The following is a 20,902-nucleotide window of genomic DNA, read 5'->3' as shown; positions in this document are numbered from 1 at the left end:
TGTCAGCAACACATAGGCTAACTGAAACACCGCCTTCGCGAGCAAGCCCGCTCCCACAGGGGGGACTGGGAGGATCAGCTGTCTACCAGGTTTTGCGGCGTGCCGGCCGCCCAGGCGGCGATGTTGTCCAGGGTGGTCATGGCAATCGCTGCCAACGCTTCATGGGTCAGGAACGCCTGGTGGGCGGTGACAATCACATTGGGAAAGGTCAACAGCCGTGCCAGCACGTCATCCTGCAAGGGCAGGTCGGAGCGGTCCTTGAAAAACAACTGGGCCTCTTCCTCGTAGACATCCAGGCCCAGGTAGCCCAACTGGCCGCTTTTCAGCGCCTCGATCAAGGCCGGTGTGTCCACCAGGCCGCCGCGTCCGGTGTTGATCAGCATGGCGCCGCGTTGCATCGCGGCAAGCGATTGAGCGTTGATCAGATGCCGGCTCTGTTCGTTCAGCGGGCAATGCAGGCTGATGATCTGCGCTTGCGCGAGCAGATCGGCCAAGGGCAGGTAGCGGGCGCCCAAGGCTTCGACCTGCGGGTTGGGGTAGGGGTCGTAGGCCAGCAACTGGCAGCCGAAGCCGGCCATGATCCGCGCGAAGGTAGCGCCGATCTGCCCGGTGCCGATCACTCCGACGGTCTTGCCCACCAAGTCGAACCCGGTTAGCCCATGGAGGCTGAAATTGCCGTCCCGGGTGCGGTTGTAGGCGCGGTGCAGGCAGCGATTGAGGGCCATGATCAACGCCACGGCATGTTCGGCCACGGCATGGGGCGAGTAGGCCGGCACCCGGACGATGCTCAAGCCCAGGCGCTTGGCGGCGAGCAGGTCGACATGGTTGTAGCCGGCCGAGCGCAGGGCGATCAGCCGTGTGCCGCCTTCGGCCAGCCGCTCCAGCACCGGGGCGCTGAGGTCATCGTTGATGAAGGCGCACACCACTTCATGCCGTTCGGCCAGGGCCACGGTGTCGAGGTTCAGGCGGGCGGGCTGGAATTGCAATTGAAGGCCCGCGGGCGTCGGGGCCTGGGTGAAACTGTCGCGGTCGTAGGTCTGGCTGCTGAAAAAAATCACGCGCATGGCGGCCTCCTGGCAGAAAAAACTAGCCTGTAGGAGCTGTCGAGCGAAGCGAGGCTGCGATCTTTACGCTGACAATTGAGTCGCAAGCGAAAGATCAAAAGATCACAGCCTCGCTTCGCTCGACAGCTCCTACGGTCCGGGGTCGGAGCATGGATTTTCAGGGATTCCGGTTCCAAGGGTATTGCCCTGGATCAGGCGCTGATACGCGCCTCGCTCGCCAGGCGGTTGATGGCCCGCTCCAATTCTTCCAGGGCGGCGGCGGCCTTGGGATCCTGTTGCTTGAGCAGGGTTTCGCTGCGCTGGCAGGCCGCCCGCAATTGCGGTACGCCGCAGTAGCGGGTGGCGCCGTGCAGGCGGTGGACGCGTTCGATCAGTGCGTTGTGATCGTTGGCCTCGCAGGCCTGGCGGATCGCTTCGCGGTCGGCTTCCAGGGAGGCCAGCAGCATCGCCAGCATGTCTGCCGCCAGGTCGGCCTTGCCGGCGGCCAGGCGCAGGCCTTCTTCGTGATCGAGCACCAGCAGTTCGCTGCTGCCCTGGGCGTCGCCGCCGCGCTCCGGCGATTGGTTGCGCAGGGCCAGGCCGGTCCATTTGAGCACCACCTGGGCCAGTTGCCGCTCGCTGATGGGTTTGGTCAGGTAATCATCCATGCCACTTTGCAGCAGGGCGCGCTTTTCGTTGGCCATGGCGTGGGCGGTGAGGGCGACGATCGGCAGCGGCGTGCAGTGCCGCTCGCTTTCCCACTGGCGGATCGCTTCGGTGCTCTGGCGACCGTCCATGCCGGGCATCTGCACGTCCATCAAGACCAGGTCGAAGGTTTCCTTCTGTACGGCCTTGACCGCCGCATAGCCGCTTTCCACCGCCAGCACCTTGGCGCCCATGTCTTCGAGCAGGGTCTGCACCAGCAACAGGTTGGCCGGGTTGTCGTCCACGCACAGCACTTTCGGGGCGCGGCTGGAAACCGGTTCATGGGGTTCGCTGCGGGTCGGGCGTGGGTTGACCAGGTCGGAAAGCGAGCGGCGCAACTTGCGGGTGCAAGCGGGTTTGGCCTGCAACTGACTGTGAGGGTTGGGAACCGAGAGATGGTACAGGGTCTGTTCGGTGGTGGGGCACAGCACGAGCACTTTGCAGCCCAGGTGCTCAAGGTCCCAGATGTGTTGGTTGAGGCGCTCCGGTGGCATGTCGTTGCTGGTGATGCCCAGCACGGCCAGGTCGATGGCCTGATCGGTCTGGTGGGCGACGGTGATGCCGTTGGTCAGGCTTTCCAGGGTGTTGAACGGCGTCACTTGCAGGCCGCAGTCTTCGAGCTGGTGCTGCAACGCCTGGCGGGCCAGTTCGTGGTTCTCCAGCACCGCCACGCGCCGGCCCAGCAGCGGCGGGCCTGGCAGGTCTTCGGCATCGTCACGGGTCTTGGGCAGGCGCAGGCTGATCCAGAACTCCGAACCTTCGCCCGGTGTGCTGTCGACGCCGATTTCCCCGCCCATCTGTTCCACCAGGCGCTTGGAAATCACCAGGCCCAGCCCGGTGCCACCCGGTTGCCGCGACAGCGAGTTGTCGGCCTGGCTGAATGCCTGGAACAGCGCTCGCACATCCTGGTTGGACAGGCCGATACCCGTGTCCTGGATGCTGATGCGCAACTGCACGCTGTCTTCGTGCTCGTCTTCGAGCATGGCCCGGGCGACGATGGTGCCCTCGCGGGTGAACTTGATGGCGTTGCTCACCAGGTTGGTGAGGATCTGCTTGAGGCGCAGCGGATCGCCCACCAGCGACAACGGCGTGTCCCGGTAGACCAGACTCACCAGTTCCAGCTGCTTGGCGTGGGCGGCGGGGGCGAGGATGGTCAGGGTGTCCTGCAGCAGGTCGCGCAGGTTGAACGGAATGTTGTCGAGCACCAGCTTGCCGGCCTCGATCTTCGAAAAGTCGAGGATCTCGTTGATGATCCCCAGCAGGCTGTCGGCGGATTTCTCGATGGTGCCCAGGTAGTCGAGCTGGCGCGGGGTCAGTTCGCTTTTCTGCAACAGGTGGGTAAAGCCGAGGATACCGTTGAGCGGCGTGCGGATTTCATGGCTCATGTTCGCCAGGAATTCGGATTTGATACGGCTCGCTTCCAGGGCTTCCTTGCGGGCCAGGTCCAGCTCGATGTTCTGGATCTCGATGGTTTCCAGGTTCTGGCGCACGTCTTCGGTGGCCTGGTCGATGCTGTGCTGCAATTCTTCCTGGGCGTTCTGCAAGGTACTGGCCATGCGGTTGATGCCCGAGGCCAGTTCATCCAGCTCCTGGCTACCCAGCGGCGGCAGGCGGGTTTCCAGATGGCCGTCCTTGAGTTGCGCCACGGCCTGCTTGATCTGGCTCAGTGGACGGTTGATCGTGCGGCCCATGCGCAGGGCCAGCAACGCGGTCAGGCACAGGCCGGCGCCGATCAGCAGCAGGCTGGCGAACAGGCTGCGATAGCCGCGCAGCAACATGCCGCTGTGGGACAACTCCAACTCGACCCAGCCCAACAGGCGGTCGGCTTCTTCGGGAATCAGTTCGCCCGCCAGGTTGCGGTGCTTGCCGAATACCGGCAGCAGGTAGCGCGTGGCGTCGTTGCCGGTGCGTTGCAGTAGCTGCGTGCTGTTGCCCTCCGGCGCCCGGTTGAGCATGGTCGGGCCGGCGTGGGCCAGCGGTATGCGGTCGGGGGCGAGGAAGGTTACGGCGCGCACGTCCGCCTGTTCGAGGGACTGGGTGGCGATGCGCTCCAGCAGATCGGTGTCCTGGCGGCTCATGGCCGGGGCGACCAGCGGGGCCAGTTGTTCGGCGATCATCTCGCCACGTTGCAGCAATTGGGCGTGCAGGTCCGATTGCTGCATCCAGGTGAAATAGCCGCCCAGGACCAGCGCCATCAGGCTGGTCGGCAACAGGGTCAGCAACAGCACGCGGCCTTTGATTCCCAGTTTCTTGAGCACACTTGTCTCCTGCATCCAGCGTCTGATTGAGCGGTGCGCGCATCCGGCACGCATTACCTGCGCAGTGTAGCGATTTGCGGGCGGGGGATCTTTGTAAAATTCGTGTCCGCCGTGCATCACCAGTCTCAACCCTGGAAACCCGTTCGATCCTGCTCTACCTCCCGATGGAGGTCACATGTCCGTTCTCCCTCCCCAATCGCCAGCCAAACTTCACTGACACTCAGCAAGCGCGCCAATTGCGCCATCCGCAACCGAGGCACACCCCGCACGCTCCAGTTCGTCAGGCATTGAGGGCTAACACGTAGTACCTCGGCAAAAGCCGACGGGGCGATGTCGTACTCTTCCAATAGGTTGCGCAAGCGTTGCCCGCAGGCCTGTCGGGCGCTGGTCTGTGGATCTTTTTGTTTCGCGTTGACCATCGTTATTGCTCTGCATCTTGCTCGTACGTTTAGCGGTGCGACTGTAAAGAACACGGTGTAAAGCCAGATACCCTTGACCGCTTGGTCACCAATACAAAAGGAACGAACCCACAAACAGACAGGAAGAGTGCTTACAGACGGTGCTTACAACAGATATGCATGCACGATTTGAGCGTTCAGATCTGTAGGAAAAGGATTGTGTGGAATACAGAAGCGACTACGTGGGGCTTGAGCATCATGCGCAAGCGAGGATCCGGTGGCGAGTAGACAAGCTCCCCCGCAACGCAGCACACGCTTCGCTTATTCCCATAAGCCATAACCCCCTTACTTTGCGTGATATGGCCGCGCCAGGTTTGCCGGTATGATAGGCGCCCCCGCAGTCCGGATTGCGAATACGCCATGACTCTGCAGTACCCAACCATCGCCGATTGCGTCGGCAACACTCCGCTGGTCCGTTTGCAACGCTTGCCCGGCGTGACCACCAATACGCTTTTGCTCAAGCTCGAAGGGAATAACCCGGCGGGTTCGGTCAAGGACCGGCCGGCGCTGTCGATGATCACCCGTGGCGAATTGCGCGGGCAGATCCAGCCCGGCGATACGCTGATCGAGGCGACCTCCGGCAACACCGGTATTGCCCTGGCGATGGCGGCGGCGATCAAGGGCTACAAGATGATCCTGATCATGCCCGACAACTCCAGCGCCGAACGCAAGGCGGCGATGACGGCCTATGGCGCCGAGTTGATCCTGGTGACTCAGGAGGAGGGCATGGAAGGCGCCCGGGACCTGGCCGAGCGCATGCAGGCCGAGGGCCGTGGCAAGGTGCTGGATCAGTTCGCCAACGGCGACAACCCCGAGGCCCACTACACCACCACCGGCCCTGAGATCTGGCGCCAGACCGACGGCACCATCACTCATTTCGTCAGCTCGATGGGCACCACCGGCACCATCATGGGCACCTCGCGCTACCTCAAAGAACAGAACCCGAACGTGCAGATCATCGGCCTGCAGCCGATGGAAGGCTCGGCCATCCCCGGCATTCGTCGCTGGCCCGAAGAGTATCTGCCGAAGATCTACCAGGCCGAGCGCGTGGATCGCATCATTGATATGGCCCAGAGCGAAGCGGAGGACGTGACCCGTCGCCTGGCTCGCGAAGAAGGCATCTTCTGCGGCGTGTCTTCGGGCGGTGCCGTGGCGGGGATGCTGCGCCTGTCCAAGGAAGTTGAAAATGCGGTGATCGTCGCGATCATCTGCGACCGTGGCGACCGTTACCTGTCGACCGGCATTTTCGACGCGCCCAACTGATGGCCAAACAAGAAAGAGGCTTGCGCTTCCAGCCCAGCGGCGGAAGCCGGGCCCCGCAAGTGCCCACCGGTAAAAAGCAGCGCTTGACCATTGAGCGCCTGGCCAACGATGGCCGCGGCATCGCCTTTGTCGAGGGGCGCACCTGGTTTGTCATCGGCGCCCTGGCCGGCGAAGAAGTCGAGGCGCGGGTGCTCGGTGCCCATGGCAAAGTGGTCGAGGCGCGCACCGAGCGGGTGTTCCTGCCCAGTGAGCTGCGGCGTGCGGCGCTGTGTGTTCATGCCGGTCGCTGCGGCGGTTGCAGCGTCCAACATTTGCCCCATGACGAACAACTCGCCCTGAAACAGCGCATGCTCGCCGAGCAGTTGTCGCGGGTGGCCGGGGTGGTGCCAGAGGAATGGGCCGCTCCCCTGAGCGGGCCGGAGTTCGGTTATCGGCGTCGCGCCCGGGTGGCGGTGCGCTGGGACCAGAAGGCGAAAAAACTCGAAGTCGGTTTCCGTGCCGTCGGCAGCCAGGACATCGTTGCCATCGGTGATTGCCCGGTGCTGGTACAGCCCTTGCAGCCGATCATGAGCCGCCTGCCGGAGATGCTGCGTCGCTTGAGCAAACCCCAGGCGCTGGGGCATGTGGAGTTGTTCGCCGGTTCGTCCCTCGCGGTATTGCTGCGCCACATGGCGCCGCTGTCGGAGGCCGACCTGACGATCCTCAAGGACTTCTGCGCGTTCCATGAAGCCCAGTTGTGGTTGCACGGTGAAGGTGAGCCGCAACCGGTCGAGCCCGGGCAGGCCCTGGGGTTTCGCCTCGATGCCTGGGACCTTGAGCTGGCGTACCGGCCGGGGGACTTCATCCAGGTGAACGCCGGGGTCAATGAAGCGATGATCGCCCAAGCCTTGCAATGGCTGGCGCCGCGCCCCGAGGAACGGGTGCTGGATCTGTTCTGCGGCCTGGGCAATTTTGCCTTGCCGCTGGCCCAAAGCGTGCGCCAGGTAGTGGCCGTCGAAGGCGTGCAAACCATGGTGGAGCGTGCGGCGGCCAATGCCGTCAGCAACAATTTGAACAACACTGCCTTTTTTCAGGCTGATTTATCCCAGCCTCTGGCCGATGCCGAATGGATCGGCGAAGGCTTTTCTGCGGTACTCTTGGACCCACCCCGTGACGGTGCTTTCGAGGTGGTGCGCAAGCTGTCGTCCCTGGGTGCCAAGCGGTTGGTCTATGTATCGTGCAACCCGGCAACTTTGGCCAGGGATACGGTCGAACTGATCAAGCAGGGCTACCGGTTAAAACGTGCCGGGATTCTCGATATGTTTCCTCAAACGGCACATGTCGAGGCCATGGCGTTATTTGAAGCGAGCCAGGATGGCTTGTCCGACTGACCCGTTCGTGCCAACCCGCCACAGTCCTGGGCGCAAACACGGGCATGAAGGTCAGCGAAGTTGACGCATTGAATCTGCGTCGTAGGGAAGGTAAGTAAAGATGGTACAGGTGAGAGCACACCAGCCGATCAACACTGACGGCAGTATCAATCTCGAGGCTTGGCTCGATCATGCGGTCAGCGTCGACATGGCACTGGATCGCGAAGCCTTGAAAGCCGCCTGCGAGTTCGCTCGCGAGGCGGAGCAGCAACACAACGCGGCGAAGAACCTGTGGTCCGAAGGCACCTCGAGTTTCCAGACGGGCCTGGAGATCGCCGAAATTCTCGCTGACCTCAAGCTCGACCAGGACTCCCTGGTGGCGGCGGTGCTGTACCGCGGCGTGCGCGAAGGGCAGATCCAGCTACCGGTGGTCAGCCAGCGCTTCGGCACGGTGGTGGCCAAGCTGATCGACGGCGTGCTGCGCATGGCCGCCATCAGCGCCAGCCTCAGCCCGCGCCAATCGATGGTGCTGGGCACCCAGGGCCAGGTGGAAAACCTGCGCAAGATGCTGGTGGCGATGGTCGACGACGTGCGCGTCGCGCTGATCAAGCTGGCCGAACGCACCTGCGCCATCCGCGCCGTGAAGTCTGCCGATGACGAAAAACGCAATCGCGTCGCCCGGGAGGTGTTCGACATCTATGCACCCCTGGCCCACCGTCTCGGCATCGGTCACATCAAGTGGGAGCTGGAGGACCTGTCCTTCCGCTACCTGGAGCCCGATCAGTACAAGCAGATCGCCAAGCTGTTGCATGAGCGGCGGCTGGATCGCGAGCGCTTCATCACCGATGTGATGACCCAACTGCGCGAAGAGTTGCAGGCCACCGGCGTGGAAGCCGACATCAGTGGCCGGGCCAAGCACATCTACTCGATCTGGCGAAAAATGCAGCGCAAGGGCCTGGAATTCAGCCAGATCTACGACGTTCGCGCCGTTCGTGTACTGGTCCCGGAAATGCGCGACTGCTACACCGCGCTGGGGATCGTCCACACCTTGTGGCGGCACATTCCAAAGGAGTTCGACGACTACATCGCCAACCCCAAGGAAAACGGCTATCGCTCGTTGCACACCGCCGTGATCGGCCCCGAGGGCAAGGTACTGGAAGTGCAGATCCGCACCCATGCCATGCACGAGGAGGCCGAACTGGGCGTCTGCGCCCACTGGAAATACAAGGGCACCGACGTCAAGTCCGGGTCCAACCATTACGAAGAGAAAATCTCCTGGCTGCGTCAGGTCCTCGAGTGGCATGAGGAGTTGGGTGACATCGGCGGCCTCGCCGAACAGCTGCGTGTCGACATCGAACCGGACCGGGTCTACATCTTCACCCCCGACGGCCACGCCATCGACCTGCCCAAGGGCGCGACGCCGCTGGACTTCGCCTACCGGGTCCATACCGAGATCGGCCACAACTGCCGTGGCGCCAAGATCAACGGGCGCATCGTGCCGCTCAACTACAGCCTGCAGACCGGTGAACAGGTCGAGATCATCACCAGCAAGCACGGTACGCCGAGCCGCGACTGGCTGAACCCGAACCTGGGCTACATCACCACCTCGCGGGCACGGGCGAAAATCGTCCACTGGTTCAAGTTGCAGGCTCGCGACCAGAACGTCGCCGCCGGCAAGACCTTGCTCGAGCGTGAACTCGGGCGCCTGGGCCTGCCGCAGGTGGATTTCGACAAGCTGGCCGAAAAAGCCAACATGAAAACCGCCGAGGACATGTTCGCCGCCCTCGGTGCCGGCGATCTACGCCTGGCGCAGTTGGTCAACCTGGCCCAGCAACTGGTGGAGCCGGAGCGGGGCAACGAGCAACTGGAGCTGATCCCGCGCAAGGCCACCGGCTACAAGCCAGGCAAGCGCGGCGATATCCAGATCCAGGGCGTGGGCAACCTGATGACCCAGATGGCCGGCTGCTGCCAGCCATTGCCGGGGGATGCGATCGTCGGCTACATCACCCAGGGCCGTGGTGTGAGCATTCACCGCCAGGACTGTGCCTCGGTGCTGCAACTGGCCGGTCGAGAGCCGGAGCGGATCATCCAGGTCAGTTGGGGCCCGGTGCCGGTGCTCACCTACCCGGTGGACATCGTCATCCGCGCCTACGACCGATCCGGTCTGCTGCGTGACGTGTCCCAGGTGTTGCTGAACGAGCGGATCAACGTGCTGGCGGTCAACACCCGTTCGAACAAGGAAGACAACACCGCGCTGATGTCCCTGACCATCGAGATTCCGGGGCTGGATGCGCTGGGGCGGTTGCTGGGGCGGATTTCCCAGTTGCCGAACATCATCGAGACCCGGCGTAACCGGACGCCGGGGTGATCCCTAACCACTAATGTGGGAGAAAGCCTGTGGGGGCTGACCTGTGGGAGCAAAGCTTGCTCGCGATAACGGTGGGTCAGCCTCTATATAGGTTGGGTCCACAGCCCCAATCGCGAGCAAGCTTTGCTCCCACAGGCTCTCTCACCACAGGCTGCTCCTATGGATTATTTCCCACAGGGCTTTGTGTGATGAGACGGATTTAATGTACAGCCTTGAAGACCTGCTCCACCTGATGAACCGCCTGCGGGACCCGCAGTACGGCTGCCCGTGGGACATCCAGCAAACCTACGCGACCATCGTCCCTCATACCCTGGAAGAAGCCTACGAAGTGGCCGATGCCATCGAGCGCGGCGACTTCGATCACTTGCAGGGCGAGTTGGGCGACCTGTTGTTCCAGGTGGTGTATTACAGCCAACTGGCCCGGGAAGAAAACCGCTTCGAATTTGCCGGCGTGGTCGACAGCATCACCCGCAAGCTGATCCGTCGCCATCCCCATGTGTTTCCTACCGGTGATCTGTATGCGCCCATGGATATCCCGCGCCTGAGCGAAGAACAGGTCAAGCAGCGCTGGGAAGAAATCAAGGCAGAGGAGCGGGCCGAGAAAGCCGCGGCGCCCGAGCAGTTGTCGTTGCTCGACGATGTGCCGGGGGCGCTGCCGGCGTTGTCCCGTTCGGCGAAGTTGCAGAAGCGTGCGGCCCAGGTTGGTTTCGACTGGCCAGGCCCGTTGCCGGTGCTCGACAAAGTCCGGGAGGAATTGGACGAAGTGCTCGAAGCCATGGCCGACAATGATCCGGTGGCCATCAGCGACGAGATCGGTGACCTGCTGTTCAGCGTGGTGAATCTGGCTCGCCACCTCAAGGTCGACCCGGAAACCGCCCTGCGCGACGCCAACGGAAAATTCGAGCGGCGGTTCCGATTTATCGAACAGGCATTGCGCGACACCCACCGTCCCATGGAAGATTGCACCCTCGAAGAGTTGGACGCCTTGTGGGGCGAAGCCAAACGTCAGGAAAAGAATTTGCCCAGCTGTGGCTGAGGCCGTTGCCTAAGTGAGTAAGCACCATGAGCCTTTCCCTTCGCGACCAGTTGCTCAAAGCAGGGCTGGTCAACCAAAAGCAGGCCAAGCAGGTCGGCAAAGAGAAACAGAAGCAGCAACGCCTGGCCCACAAAGGCCAGATCGAACTGGATGACTCCCAGCAGCGCGCCGCTCAGGAAGCGATGGCCGAAAAGGTCAAGCGCGACCAGGAACTCAACCGTCAGCAGCAGGAAAAGGTCGAGCAGAAGGCTCGGGCCGCGCAGATCAAGCAATTGATCGAAGTCTCGCGCCTGCCGAAGCTGACCACTGAGGACTATTACAACTTCGTCGACGACAAGAAGGTCAAGCGCATCTCGGTCAACACCCTGATGCGCAACAAGCTGAGCAGTGGCTCGCTGGCGATTGTCCACCATGCCGGCGGCTACGAAGTGATCCCGCGCGAGGCGGCCCTGAAGATCCAGGAGCGCGACCCCCAGCGCATCGTCCAGCTCAACACCCAGACCGAAGAAGTGGATGCCGATGATCCGTACGCGGCGTATCAGATTCCTGATGATTTGATGTGGTAAGCGGGGCTGTAAGCTAAACGCACAACTTGGAGCATCTGCAGAGGCCTCCAGAAAAACTGTGGGAGCCTGTGGGAGCAAAGCTTGCTCGCGATAGCGCAGTATCAGGCAATATTTTTCTGTCTGACACAGTGCTATCGCGAGCAAGCTTTGCTCCCACAGGCACAAGTCCCATAGGGGTTTGTGTTGTTCAGGATTCTGCTATCTCACGCGAGCGCTGCCGCTCCTCACACTCCAGCTCGGCCTTGTAGCTGTGGGCGTCCGTTTCGGAGTGGAACATCCCCACCAGTAAATCCTGTTGATGCACATCCCAGATCCGGATACCGGCGGCAATGCCTTCGTGGGACATGTGAGCGTCGTCGCGTTCAGTTACTTTCACAGTCATCTTGCAAGCTCCAATCTCTGTTATCTGCAGCAAGGCGTGTGCAGGGCTTTGTTATAGATTTTAGTAGCGTGCTAAGTAAATGCTTCGGCGTGTTAAGAAATTTTCATGGAAAGCGCAGCAATCCTGCAGGCCAGGCAGTGCGCGGCATTCGGTCGCAGGTGGCGTTCATGAAAAAGGTTTCATGTGGCAGCGCCAATCCTTGAGTGAACGCAAACCCCCTGTGGGAGCGGGCTTGCTCGCGAAAGCGGTGTATCAGATGGAGCTGCTTTGTCTGACACACCGCTTTCGCGAGCAAGCCCGCTCCCACAGGGTCATTGGGTGGTCATGAAGTCCTGGCAAATAAAAAGCCCCGCATCGGCGGGGCTTCTTGTTATCGGCGTCAATCAGCTGCCTTTCACAGCCTTGCCGTTGACCGTACCGTCCAGGAGCATGATGTTGTACTCCTTGCCGTCGGTCTCGACCTGTTGCAGGCGCACCAGCAGGTAGTCCCAGTCCTTGGCGAACCAGAGCACGGTGATGCGCTTGCTTTGTGTCGGGTCGCGCACGCGCTCGACCTTGATCGCCTCGATCTGGCCGGCCTTGGTGTCGACCTTTTCCGATCCCAGCACGCGGAAGTCATAGGTATCGATTTCGCCATCATCGACGACCTGATAGCTCATGCTTTTCTTGCCTGCCGCCACGTCGTGCTGCAGGGCCAACTGGTAAGTGGATTTATCGACCATGCCACGGTTGAGCGGCAGCTTGACCGCGTCACCGCGATCGGTGCCGGTGACCATCTTGGTGTTCCAGTCGAAGTCCAGGTCGGCCTTCTTGGCTTTGCCCAGGCCACCGCGTTCGAAGTGGTAGGACTGTGGCAGCAGCGTGTCCTTGTCCAGGGTCAGGGTGCTTTCTTCGGTCAGGCTGGCGATCATCATCGAAGCCTTGAAGCTCAGCTTCCAGGTGCCGTTGGCTTCCTTGGTCAGGCTGCGCTCGGCAGTGCCGCTCATGGGCAACTGTTTCCAGTCGGCGGTGTAGCTGGCGGAGAACGGTTGAAGGTCTGCGGCCTGTGCCAGGGGCAAGGCAAGCAGAGCGCAAGCGAAGAGCAGGGCGCGACGCATAAAATCTCCTAGTATCGAATCAAATGGCCGCTGGCGGCGAGCAACTGGCCGTCCAGTGAGGCACCGCGATCGTCGAGGGTCAGCCTTCCTTCGGCAAACCAACGCACGGCCATCGGGTAGATCTGGTGCTCGCGGGTGTGAACCCGTTGCGCCAGGCTTTGCGGCGTGTCGTGCAACTCTACCGGTATTACTGCCTGTACGACCAGTGGTCCGCCATCGAGTTCCTCGGTGACAAAGTGCACAGAGCAGCCGTGCTCCGTGTCTCCGGCCTCCAGCGCCCGCTGGTGAGTGTGTAACCCTTTGTATTTGGGCAGCAGCGAGGGATGGATATTGAACAGGCGGCCCTGGTAGTGACGCACGAAGCCAGCGCTGAGGATGCGCATGAAGCCAGCGAGGACCACCAGTTGCGGATTGAAGGTGTCGATTTGCTCGATCAGCGCGGCGTCGAAGGCTTCGCGGCCCTCGAACGCCTTGTGATCCAGGACGCGGGTGTCGATACCCGCCTCCTTGGCGCGTTGCAGGCCGTAGGCATCGGCGCGGTTGGAAATCACCGCGCGGATACGGACCGGGCTGTCGCCGGTCCGTGTGCTGTCGATCAAGGCCTGCAAGTTACTGCCGGTGCCGGACAGCAGCACCACCACGTCACAGGTTGCGGACATCAGTGCGCCTTAAGGTTTTTCAGCTCGACCTGTGCAGCGCCTTCGGCCGCGATAGCGATCTGGCCGATGACCCAAGGCTGCTCGCCAGCTTCACGCAATACGTTCAGGGCCGTCTCGACGTGCTCCTGGGCCACGCAGATGACCATGCCCACGCCGCAGTTCAGCACGCGGTGCATTTCGGTTTCATCGACATTGCCTTTCTCTTGCAGCCAGTCGAACACCGCCGGGCGGGTCCAGCTCGCCACGTCGACCACGGCCTGGGCGCCTTTTGGCAGCACACGCGGGATGTTGTCCAGCAGGCCACCACCGGTGATGTGGGCCATGGCCTTGACGGCGCCGGTGTCCTTGATCAGCTTGAGCAGCGGCTTGACGTAGATGCGGGTCGGGGCCATCAGCAGGTCGGCCAGTGGCTTGCCGTCGAGCTGGGTGTTTTCGATGTCGGCACCCGAAACTTCGATGATCTTGCGGATCAGCGAGTAGCCGTTGGAGTGCGGGCCGGAGGACGGCAGGGCGAGCAGGGCATCGCCAGCGGCGACTTTCGAGCCGTCGATGATCTCGGCCTTTTCCACGACGCCGACGCAGAAGCCGGCCAGGTCGTAGTCTTCGCCTTCGTACATGCCAGGCATTTCAGCGGTTTCGCCGCCGACCAGGGAGCAGCCGGACAGCTCACAGCCAGCGCCGATGCCGGTCACGACCTGGGCGGCGGTGTCGACGTTGAGCTTGCCGGTGGCGTAGTAGTCGAGGAAGAACAGCGGCTCGGCGCCGCAGACCACCAGGTCGTTCACGCACATGGCCACCAGGTCGATGCCGATGCTGTCGTGCTTGTTCAGGTTCAGGGCCAGGCGCAGCTTGGTGCCGACGCCGTCGGTGCCCGAGACCAGGACCGGTTGCTTGTAGCCGGCCGGGATCTCGCAGAGGGCGCCGAAACCGCCCAGGCCGCCCATGACTTCCGGACGCGCAGTGCGCTTGGCGACGCTCTTGATGCGTTCGACCAATGCTTCACCGGCGTCGATGTCTACACCGGCGTCCTTGTAGCTCAGGGAGGGTTGCTTGCTCATGATCCAGGCCTTTAGGGGGGGGATTTCTGGGTAACGACCGACGCCGGGGCCATTGAATAACCGTTGTACGAATTATTCCGGGAGCCCAGCCATTGCCGGTCTGCGAAGGCGCGCGATTTTATCAGGCTTGAGGGGCAGCGGCCATCCTCGCGCCGACGGGCAGGGACATATCCACGGAAAAAAACCGATATTTCTTATATTGGTACTGCGTAGCGCGTCTGTATAAGGTGTAGCGGTAACCGGTTATGGTGATGACCGTGCGAAACTTCCACCGGGCGTGTGAATGTTTTGCCGGTTGCTGTGGTCACAGCCATGCTCAATCTTCTTCACACGGCCTGTTCCAGCCGTTATGTCCGGGAATCTTCCATGCGTTTGTTCAAATTCTTGTCCGTGAGCTGCTTGTCGCTGATCAGCCTGGCGAGCCATGCCGAAACCGTCAATGGCCTCTATCAGGTGCTCGAACCGGTCGCCAGCCAGACCCCGGAGGAGCGCAACCAGGCGACGCTGCGCGCCCTGGACACGCTGGTGCTGCGCCTGACCGGCGACGCCAAGGCTGCCCAGAATCCTGGCCTGGCGGCGATTCGCAAGGACCCGCAACAGATCATTCTTCAATATGGCTACGACGCCGGCCCGCCGGAAAGCCTCAAGGTGGACTTCGACCCGGCGAGCACCGACCGGGCATTGCGTTCGGCAGGCTTGTCGCTGTGGAGCGCGAACCGGCCATCGATCCTGGGCTGGTGGCTGAACGACTCAGCCGAGGGCTCCAGCCTGGTGGGCGATGGCCAGGCCAGCGCCACGCCATTGCGGCGTGCCGCCCAGCATCGGGGGCTGGCATTGCACCTGCCGCTGGCGGACTTGAGCGAGCAGATCGTTGCCACCGCACCCAACCTGGAAGGCAGCGACCCGGCGCCTTTGCGCGATGCCTCGGAGCGCTACGCGACAGACGCCTTGCTGGCGGTCCATGCCAAGGAAGAGGGTGGACAGTGGCACGGCACCTGGCGCTTGTGGCTGGGCGAGCAGCGTGAGCAGGGCACTGCCCAGGGCGCCGATCCGGCCGCACTGGCTGACGCGGTGATGCTGGCGGTGAACCAGCGCCTGGCGCCACGCTTCGTCGCCAAGCCGGGCGTGGCGACTGAACAGTTGCTGGAGGTGCAGGGCATGAACCTTGAGCGGTATGCGGCGCTTGGGCGTTTGCTCGAACCATTTGGTGGGCAGTTGCAGCGGGTCGAAGGCGACCGGATCGTCTATCGGGTCAACGGCAGTGCCGAACAACTGAAGGCGCAGTTGTCCCTGGCGAAACTGCAGGAGATCCCGCCCGGCGAGGCCGTCGCGCCAGTGCCCGTGGCGCCGCCCGCCGCCGATGGCTCGGCCCCGGTTGCAGCACCTGTGCCGGCGCCGGCAGCCAATCTGCGGTTCCGCTGGTAGGTTTTCTTTCTTTATATAGCTAGGAGTGGTTCATGGGCGATACGCGGCGTTGGTTCTGGTTGGGCGGGGTTGCCCTGCTGATTGCGCTAATCTATTTGCTGCATCCGATCCTTACGCCGTTCCTGGTTGCGCTGCTGCTGGCCTATCTGTTCGACCCGGTGGTGGATCGCCTGGAAAAACTCGGCCTGTCGCGGACCTGGGGCGTGGTGGCGGTGTTTGCGCTGTTCACCTTGATCGTGGGCGCGCTGTTGCTGGTGCTGATCCCGATGCTCGCCAAGCAACTGCTGCGCCTGTACGAACTGGCGCCGCAGATGCTCGATTGGTTGCAGCACAGCGCGGTGCCGTGGGTGCAGTCGAAGCTGGGGTTGGCGGACGGTTTCTGGAAGTTTGACAAGGTCAAGGCGGCTATCAGCGAGCACATGGGCCAGACCACCGACATCGTCGGCGTGGTGTTGAGCCAGGCCACGGCCTCGAGCCTGGCGTTGATCGGCTGGCTGGCGAACCTGGTGCTGATTCCGGTCGTGGCCTTCTATCTGCTGCGGGACTGGGACCTGATGATGGCGAAGATTCGCAGTCTGCTGCCGCGTCACCGTGAAGAACGCATCATGACCCTGACCGGCGAATGCCACGAAGTGTTGGGGGCGTTCGTGCGCGGGCAACTGCTGGTGATGGTGGCCCTGGGTTTCATCTATGCGGCAGGGCTGATGTTGGTGGGCCTGGAGCTGGGCCTGTTGATCGGCCTGATCGCCGGCCTGGCCGCCATCGTGCCGTACATGGGTTTTGTGATTGGTATTGGCGCGGCATTGATCGCCGGATTGTTCCAGTTCGGCGGCGACCTGTACCCGATGGTGGGCATCGTCGCGGTGTTCATGGTCGGTCAGGCCCTGGAGGGCATGGTGCTGACGCCGCTGCTGGTGGGCGACCGCATTGGCCTGCATCCGGTGGCGGTGATCTTCGCGATCCTGGCGGGGGGCGAGTTGTTCGGCTTCACCGGGATCCTGCTGGCGCTGCCGGTGGCGGCGGTGATCATGGTGCTGGTGCGTCATATGCACGATTTGTACAAGGATTCGGACATCTATAGTGGCGCCGGAGACCCTGATCTGTAGGGCGAATGTCGGGCGGAGCGTCAGGGAAACCGCCGCTCCGCTGTCTTACCGCTGCAAACCTTTGATTTTGCTCGTGGTCCGGCGCATTGTGCGGTCCGCGCCACGGGTATAAACTTTGCGCACTTTACACAGAGGCCACTAACGGTTCCTTGGGAACTGTTCAGTCAGCATGAAACCGATTCAGCTGCCCCTAGGTGTGCGTCTGCGTGATGACGCCACCTTTATCAATTACTACCCAGGCGCCAATGCCGCAGCACTCGGCTATGTCGAGCGGCTTTGCGAAGCCGACGCCGGCTGGACCGAAAGCCTGATCTATCTGTGGGGCAAGGACGGGGTAGGGCGCACGCATCTGTTGCAGGCCGCGTGCCTGCGGTTCGAGCAATTGGGCGAACCGGCGGTGTACCTGCCGTTGGCCGAGTTGCTCGACCGCGGTGTTGAGATCCTCGACAACCTTGAGCAGTACGAACTGGTCTGCCTGGACGATCTCCAGGCCGTGGCCGGCAAGGCTGACTGGGAAGAAGCGCTGTTTCACCTGTTCAATCGGTTGCGCGACAGCGGTCGGCGCTTGCTGATCGCCGCGTCGACGTCGCCACGGGAGCTGCCGGTTAAGCTGGCGGACCTCAAGTCCCGTCTCACCCTGGCGCTGATTTTCCAGATGCGCCCGCTGTCCGACGAAGACAAACTTCGTGCCTTGCAGCTGCGTGCGTCCCGGCGTGGCCTGCACCTGACCGACGAAGTCGGGCATTTCATCCTCACCCGGGGCACCCGCAGCATGAGCGCGTTGTTCGAACTGCTCGAACGCCTCGACCAGGCCTCACTCCAGGCCCAGCGCAAGCTGACTATTCCTTTTTTGAAAGAAACTTTGGGCTGGTAGAACCGTTGCAAGTAGTGGCTCTTCGCCTGCTCTGGGCGCGGCGAAACCCGCGGTCCTGCTGGGCGGCAGGCCACGTGACGTTCAAAATGGGCTTAAGCGCTTAGATGTAAACGTAAAACCGAGAAGTCACATTTGCATCGATTGAATTTGCAAATGAGGTTGATAGAAGGCATAGTCTCGCCATCTTTACTACTTCAGCCACGGTCGTGCCCATGCTAAATCGCTTCGCACCCCTCGTGCCTCTCGCACTCGTTACCCTGTTGTTTGGTTGCGCTGCCCACTCTCCAGTGACCCAGCAAGCGCCACAACCTCAGGTCAAGAATACCGTTACCGCCCAGTCTTCCTCCGTTGCGTTCCAGGAAGAAATGGCCTCCGACAAAGAGCTCGCAGCCTTCGCCGGCAGCAAGCCTTACCAGCTTCCAGTACTGGCTGACAGCATCCTGGAACGCGGCATGTCGTTGATCGGTACCCGCTACCGTTTTGGTGGTACCTCTGAAGCCGGCTTCGATTGCAGCGGTTTCATTGGTTATCTGTTCCGCGAAGAGGCCGGCATGAACTTGCCGCGTTCCACTCGCGAAATGATCAACGTGAACGCCCCACTGGTGGCTCGCAACCAACTGGAACCCGGTGACCTGCTGTTCTTCAGCACCAACGGTCGTCGCGGTCGTGTCAGCCACGCCGGTATCTACCTGGGCGACAACCAGTTCATCCATTCCAGCAGCCGCCGCAGCGGTGGCGTGCGGATCGACAGCCTGGGCGACAGCTACTGGAACAAGACCTTCATCGAAGCCAAGCGCGCCCTCGCCATGGCACCGACTGTGGTTACTGCTCGCAAGTAAGCACACAGTTTGTAAGGCAAACTTAAAGTCTTACTTGAAGTTTGCCATATAGTCGCTAGAATCCTGATCATTGTTTGATGGCAATCCGCCTGCGTACTCCGCAGGCGGATTTGTTTTCATGCCCACGGCAGAAAAGCCGCATCCAGATCAGGATTGTTCTGCATATGTCGACGTCGGCCCGCCTCGCTCTCATGTTTCTCGCCGCGCTGCTCAGCGCGTGCGCCAGCCGCACGCCACCGCCGCCTGCTCCAGTGCGGGCTCCGATAGTCTTTGCTCCCGCGCAACCCTTTTCCCCGGCCGCCGAAGATGTACTCTTCCGGGCGCTTGGCCTGGTGGGCACGCCTTATCGCTGGGGTGGTAACACGCCAGATTCGGGTTTTGATTGCAGTGGCCTGATTGGCTATGTGTACCGCGACGCTGCGGGTATTGCTCTGCCACGTTCCACGCGGGAAATGATCAGCATGCGGGCCCCTGAAGTGGGTAAGGACGCGCTGCAGAGCGGTGACCTGGTGTTCTTCGCCACCAACGGCGGTTCCCAGGTCAGCCATGCCGGGATCTATGTCGGCGAGGGGCGTTTTGTTCACGCGCCGGCCACGGGTGGTACGGTCAAGCTCGATAGCCTGTCCAAGGCTTATTGGCAGAAGGCCTATCTGGGCGCCAAGCGTGTGTTGCAGCCGGAACACCTGGCGCGCAATCCCTGAGTTGTTGTTGCCCTGATCTGTGGGAGCAAAGCTTGCTCGCGAAACAGGCACCTCGATCTCTGAAAGACCGCATCGCCTTCATCGCGGGCAAGCCTTGCTCCCACAGGTCAGGAGTAAATCCCCTCGCCACACAGGTGTGTCGGTCTTATTTACCTGAAACACGCCAGATTTTGTTCCCCACATCATCGGCCACCAACAACCCACCCTGCTTGTCGATCACTACGCCCACTGGCCGCCCCAGGGCTTTTTCGTCGGCGTTGAGGAAGCCGGTGAGCACATCCACGGGTTGTCCCACCGGCTTGCCGCCGTTGAACGGTACGAAAATCACTTTATAACCACTGTGGGGCTTGCGGTTCCACGAGCCGTGCTGGCCGATGAAAGCCCCTTCGGTAAACGGTGCAGGCAAGCTGCTGCCCTCGGCGAAGGTCAGGCCCAATGAGGCGGTGTGAGGGCCGACAGCGTAGTCCGGGGCGATGGCCTTGGCCACCAGGGCCGGGTTCTGTGGTTCGACCCGGACATCGACGTTCTGCCCGTAGTAGCTGTAGGGCCAGCCATAGAAGGCCCCGTCCTTGACCGACGTGATGTAGTCCGGCACCAGGTCGCTGCCGATCTCATCCCGCTCGTTCACCGCTGTCCAGAGCGCACCGCTGCGGGGCTCCCAGGCCAGGCCGTTGGGGTTGCGCAGGCCTGAGGCGAAGATGCGGTGATTGCCGCTGGCACGGTCCACTTCCCAGATGGCGGCGCGACCTTCTTCGGCCTCCATGCCGTTTTCCGCGACGTTGCTGTTCGAACCGGTGGTGACGTACAGCTTGCTGCCGTCGCGGCTGGCAATCACGTTCTTGGTCCAGTGACGGTTGAGTGTGCCCCCGGGCAGATCAACGACCTTGGTCGGCTGCGCCTGGATTTGCGTATCACCGTCCTTGTAGGGGAAGCGGATCAGCCGGTCGGTATCGGCCACGTAGAGGTCATTGCCGACCAGGGTCATGCCGAACGGCGAGTTGAGGTTTTCCAGGAACACCGTGCGGGTTTCGGCGATGCCGTCGTGATTGGCGTCACGCAACAGGGTGATGCGATTGGGGCTGGGCACGCCGGCGCCGGCGCGGTCCATGACTTTTGTCTTCACCCAGCCCCGGATGCCCTTGGCGTCGTCCGGCTTGGGCGGGGCGTTGGTTTCGGCCACCAGCACATCGCCATTGGGCAGTACATAGAGCCAGCGCGGATGGTCCAGTCCTTCAGCGAACGCGCCCACTTGCAGGCCCGGGGCCGGGGTTGGCTTGGCGCCTTGCGGCCAGCCGACGGCTTCGGCGATGTTGAGGGTGGGGATCAGGGTCTTGTTCGGTTCGGGCAGTTTCGGCGCTGGGCCGGTGCCGTCGGAGACTTGCAAGGTGGACGACTCGCCACAAGCGACAAGTCCTGCGGCAACGGTGACGATCAAAAGATGGGTGGGTTTGAGCATGCGGGCTTCCCTATGAATGCATGTAGTTAATCATAGAGGAGCATAGACGCGTGATGGTTCAACCGTGGGTAGGACTGTCAGCCAGGCAGGTCCCTGTGATGCATATGGATTTTGTGTCTGCTGAAAATCCAGTGTGGGAGATTCTATGGTACGGGGCTACCCCTTAAATGCCTTTCGGTAAGTATTCGCTCTGGTTCTTCAGCAGGGCGAATACCACTCGGGCAAGCTTGCGGGCCAGTGCCACTAATGCTTCGGTTGT

At 62.0% G+C, this 20,902-nt stretch carries 17 protein-coding genes and 1 pseudogene; 10 read left to right on the top strand and 8 right to left on the bottom strand.

What is annotated here, in order from left to right; all coding sequences use genetic code 11:
- Positions 1–74: 74 nt before the first annotated feature.
- Positions 75–1,064 carry a 2-hydroxyacid dehydrogenase gene (locus tag B0E42_RS09095; RefSeq protein WP_046062522.1) on the bottom strand — a complete coding sequence of 330 codons (990 nt, stop codon included), beginning with the start codon at positions 1,062–1,064 and terminating at the stop codon, positions 75–77.
- Positions 1,065–1,255: 191 nt separating this feature from the next.
- Complete coding sequence (locus B0E42_RS09090) at positions 1,256–4,006, bottom strand: response regulator (protein WP_018610335.1); 2,751 nt, start codon at positions 4,004–4,006, stop codon at positions 1,256–1,258.
- Positions 4,007–4,824: 818 nt separating this feature from the next.
- On the opposite strand from B0E42_RS09090, the gene cysM reads away from it, so the two are divergent.
- The 5 genes from cysM (at position 4,825) to B0E42_RS09060 (ending at position 11,046) form a co-directional block, all read left to right on the top strand.
- On the top strand, positions 4,825–5,727 hold the full coding sequence (gene cysM, locus B0E42_RS09080) for a cysteine synthase CysM (protein ID WP_003204682.1): 903 nt from the start codon (positions 4,825–4,827) through the stop codon (positions 5,725–5,727).
- Complete coding sequence (gene rlmD, locus B0E42_RS09075; protein WP_077506243.1) at positions 5,727–7,097, top strand: 23S rRNA (uracil(1939)-C(5))-methyltransferase RlmD; 1,371 nt, start codon at positions 5,727–5,729, stop codon at positions 7,095–7,097. Before cysM ends, rlmD begins: the two co-directional genes overlap by 1 nt.
- 100 nt (positions 7,098–7,197) lie before the next feature.
- Positions 7,198–9,444: a GTP diphosphokinase gene (gene relA, locus B0E42_RS09070; protein ID WP_014339754.1), complete on the top strand. Its 2,247-nt coding sequence runs from the start codon at positions 7,198–7,200 to the stop codon at positions 9,442–9,444.
- A gap of 202 nt (positions 9,445–9,646) precedes the next feature.
- The gene (mazG, locus tag B0E42_RS09065) at positions 9,647–10,480 is read left to right on the top strand and encodes a nucleoside triphosphate pyrophosphohydrolase (RefSeq protein ID WP_018610342.1); all 834 of its coding nucleotides are present in this window, start codon (positions 9,647–9,649) and stop codon (positions 10,478–10,480) included.
- Positions 10,481–10,506: 26 nt separating this feature from the next.
- Entirely contained in the window at positions 10,507–11,046 is a 540-nt protein-coding gene (locus B0E42_RS09060) for a DUF2058 domain-containing protein (RefSeq protein WP_003204668.1), read from the top strand.
- Between the two features lie 187 nt (positions 11,047–11,233).
- Here B0E42_RS09060 and B0E42_RS09055 read toward each other — a convergent pair whose 3' ends face one another.
- The 4 genes from B0E42_RS09055 to purM form a co-directional block, all read right to left on the bottom strand.
- A complete protein-coding gene (locus B0E42_RS09055; protein WP_053181103.1) occupies positions 11,234–11,428 on the bottom strand; it encodes a hypothetical protein in 195 nt (64 codons plus the stop codon).
- Positions 11,429–11,811: 383 nt separating this feature from the next.
- Positions 11,812–12,525 (bottom strand): DUF3108 domain-containing protein, encoded by a 714-nt coding sequence (locus B0E42_RS09045; protein ID WP_018610347.1) that lies wholly within the window; start codon positions 12,523–12,525, stop codon positions 11,812–11,814.
- An 8-nt stretch (positions 12,526–12,533) separates the two neighbouring features.
- On the bottom strand, positions 12,534–13,184 hold the full coding sequence (gene purN / locus B0E42_RS09040) for a phosphoribosylglycinamide formyltransferase (protein ID WP_018610350.1): 651 nt from the start codon (positions 13,182–13,184) through the stop codon (positions 12,534–12,536).
- Positions 13,184–14,242: a phosphoribosylformylglycinamidine cyclo-ligase gene (purM, locus tag B0E42_RS09035; RefSeq protein ID WP_018610352.1), complete on the bottom strand. Its 1,059-nt coding sequence runs from the start codon at positions 14,240–14,242 to the stop codon at positions 13,184–13,186. Before purM ends, purN begins: the two co-directional genes overlap by 1 nt.
- A gap of 366 nt (positions 14,243–14,608) precedes the next feature.
- Between purM and B0E42_RS09030 the strand changes: the two genes are divergently transcribed.
- The 5 genes from B0E42_RS09030 (at position 14,609) to B0E42_RS09010 (ending at position 19,187) form a co-directional block, all read left to right on the top strand.
- The gene (locus B0E42_RS09030; RefSeq protein WP_077506242.1) at positions 14,609–15,667 is read left to right on the top strand and encodes a DUF2066 domain-containing protein; all 1,059 of its coding nucleotides are present in this window, start codon (positions 14,609–14,611) and stop codon (positions 15,665–15,667) included.
- Positions 15,668–15,699: 32 nt separating this feature from the next.
- Positions 15,700–16,773: an AI-2E family transporter gene (locus tag B0E42_RS09025; protein WP_077506241.1), complete on the top strand. Its 1,074-nt coding sequence runs from the start codon at positions 15,700–15,702 to the stop codon at positions 16,771–16,773.
- A 169-nt stretch (positions 16,774–16,942) separates the two neighbouring features.
- On the top strand, positions 16,943–17,647 hold the full coding sequence (hda, locus tag B0E42_RS09020; RefSeq protein ID WP_003178999.1) for a DnaA regulatory inactivator Hda: 705 nt from the start codon (positions 16,943–16,945) through the stop codon (positions 17,645–17,647).
- 212 nt (positions 17,648–17,859) lie between these two features.
- A complete protein-coding gene (locus B0E42_RS09015) occupies positions 17,860–18,486 on the top strand; it encodes a C40 family peptidase (protein WP_053189704.1) in 627 nt (208 codons plus the stop codon).
- A 164-nt stretch (positions 18,487–18,650) separates the two neighbouring features.
- On the top strand, positions 18,651–19,187 hold the full coding sequence (locus B0E42_RS09010; RefSeq protein ID WP_018610392.1) for a C40 family peptidase: 537 nt from the start codon (positions 18,651–18,653) through the stop codon (positions 19,185–19,187).
- Between the two features lie 145 nt (positions 19,188–19,332).
- On the opposite strand, the gene B0E42_RS09005 is transcribed toward B0E42_RS09010, so the two are convergent.
- Both B0E42_RS09005 and B0E42_RS31445 read right to left on the bottom strand, forming a co-directional pair.
- Entirely contained in the window at positions 19,333–20,643 is a 1,311-nt protein-coding gene (locus B0E42_RS09005) for a sorbosone dehydrogenase family protein (protein WP_018610394.1), read from the bottom strand.
- A 163-nt stretch (positions 20,644–20,806) separates the two neighbouring features.
- Positions 20,807–20,902 (bottom strand): annotated as a pseudogene (locus tag B0E42_RS31445) (IS110 family transposase); the annotation flags it as partial.

Source organism: Pseudomonas sp. A25(2017), from assembly GCF_002001065.1.
Taxonomy (GTDB): domain Bacteria; phylum Pseudomonadota; class Gammaproteobacteria; order Pseudomonadales; family Pseudomonadaceae; genus Aquipseudomonas; species Aquipseudomonas kilonensis.
The sequence above is the reverse complement of the archived record's forward strand: the minus strand, read 5'-3'. Positions and strand labels throughout refer to the sequence as shown.

Excerpts from the sequence above, each read along its gene's own strand:
- B0E42_RS09095 (WP_046062522.1), bottom strand. The coding sequence starts at position 1,064 with ATGCGCGTGATTTTTTTCAGCAGCCAGACCTACGACCGCGACAGTTTC.
- cysM (WP_003204682.1), top strand. The coding sequence starts at position 4,825 with ATGACTCTGCAGTACCCAACCATCGCCGATTGCGTCGGCAACACTCCG.
- rlmD (WP_077506243.1), top strand. The coding sequence starts at position 5,727 with ATGGCCAAACAAGAAAGAGGCTTGCGCTTCCAGCCCAGCGGCGGAAGC.
- relA (WP_014339754.1), top strand. The coding sequence starts at position 7,198 with ATGGTACAGGTGAGAGCACACCAGCCGATCAACACTGACGGCAGTATC.
- mazG (WP_018610342.1), top strand. The coding sequence starts at position 9,647 with ATGTACAGCCTTGAAGACCTGCTCCACCTGATGAACCGCCTGCGGGAC.
- B0E42_RS09060 (WP_003204668.1), top strand. The coding sequence starts at position 10,507 with ATGAGCCTTTCCCTTCGCGACCAGTTGCTCAAAGCAGGGCTGGTCAAC.
- B0E42_RS09055 (WP_053181103.1), bottom strand. The coding sequence starts at position 11,428 with ATGACTGTGAAAGTAACTGAACGCGACGACGCTCACATGTCCCACGAA.
- B0E42_RS09045 (WP_018610347.1), bottom strand. The coding sequence starts at position 12,525 with ATGCGTCGCGCCCTGCTCTTCGCTTGCGCTCTGCTTGCCTTGCCCCTG.
- purN (WP_018610350.1), bottom strand. The coding sequence starts at position 13,184 with ATGTCCGCAACCTGTGACGTGGTGGTGCTGCTGTCCGGCACCGGCAGT.
- purM (WP_018610352.1), bottom strand. The coding sequence starts at position 14,242 with ATGAGCAAGCAACCCTCCCTGAGCTACAAGGACGCCGGTGTAGACATC.
- B0E42_RS09030 (WP_077506242.1), top strand. The coding sequence starts at position 14,609 with ATGCGTTTGTTCAAATTCTTGTCCGTGAGCTGCTTGTCGCTGATCAGC.
- B0E42_RS09025 (WP_077506241.1), top strand. The coding sequence starts at position 15,700 with ATGGGCGATACGCGGCGTTGGTTCTGGTTGGGCGGGGTTGCCCTGCTG.
- hda (WP_003178999.1), top strand. The coding sequence starts at position 16,943 with ATGAAACCGATTCAGCTGCCCCTAGGTGTGCGTCTGCGTGATGACGCC.
- B0E42_RS09015 (WP_053189704.1), top strand. The coding sequence starts at position 17,860 with ATGCTAAATCGCTTCGCACCCCTCGTGCCTCTCGCACTCGTTACCCTG.
- B0E42_RS09010 (WP_018610392.1), top strand. The coding sequence starts at position 18,651 with ATGTCGACGTCGGCCCGCCTCGCTCTCATGTTTCTCGCCGCGCTGCTC.
- B0E42_RS09005 (WP_018610394.1), bottom strand. The coding sequence starts at position 20,643 with ATGCTCAAACCCACCCATCTTTTGATCGTCACCGTTGCCGCAGGACTT.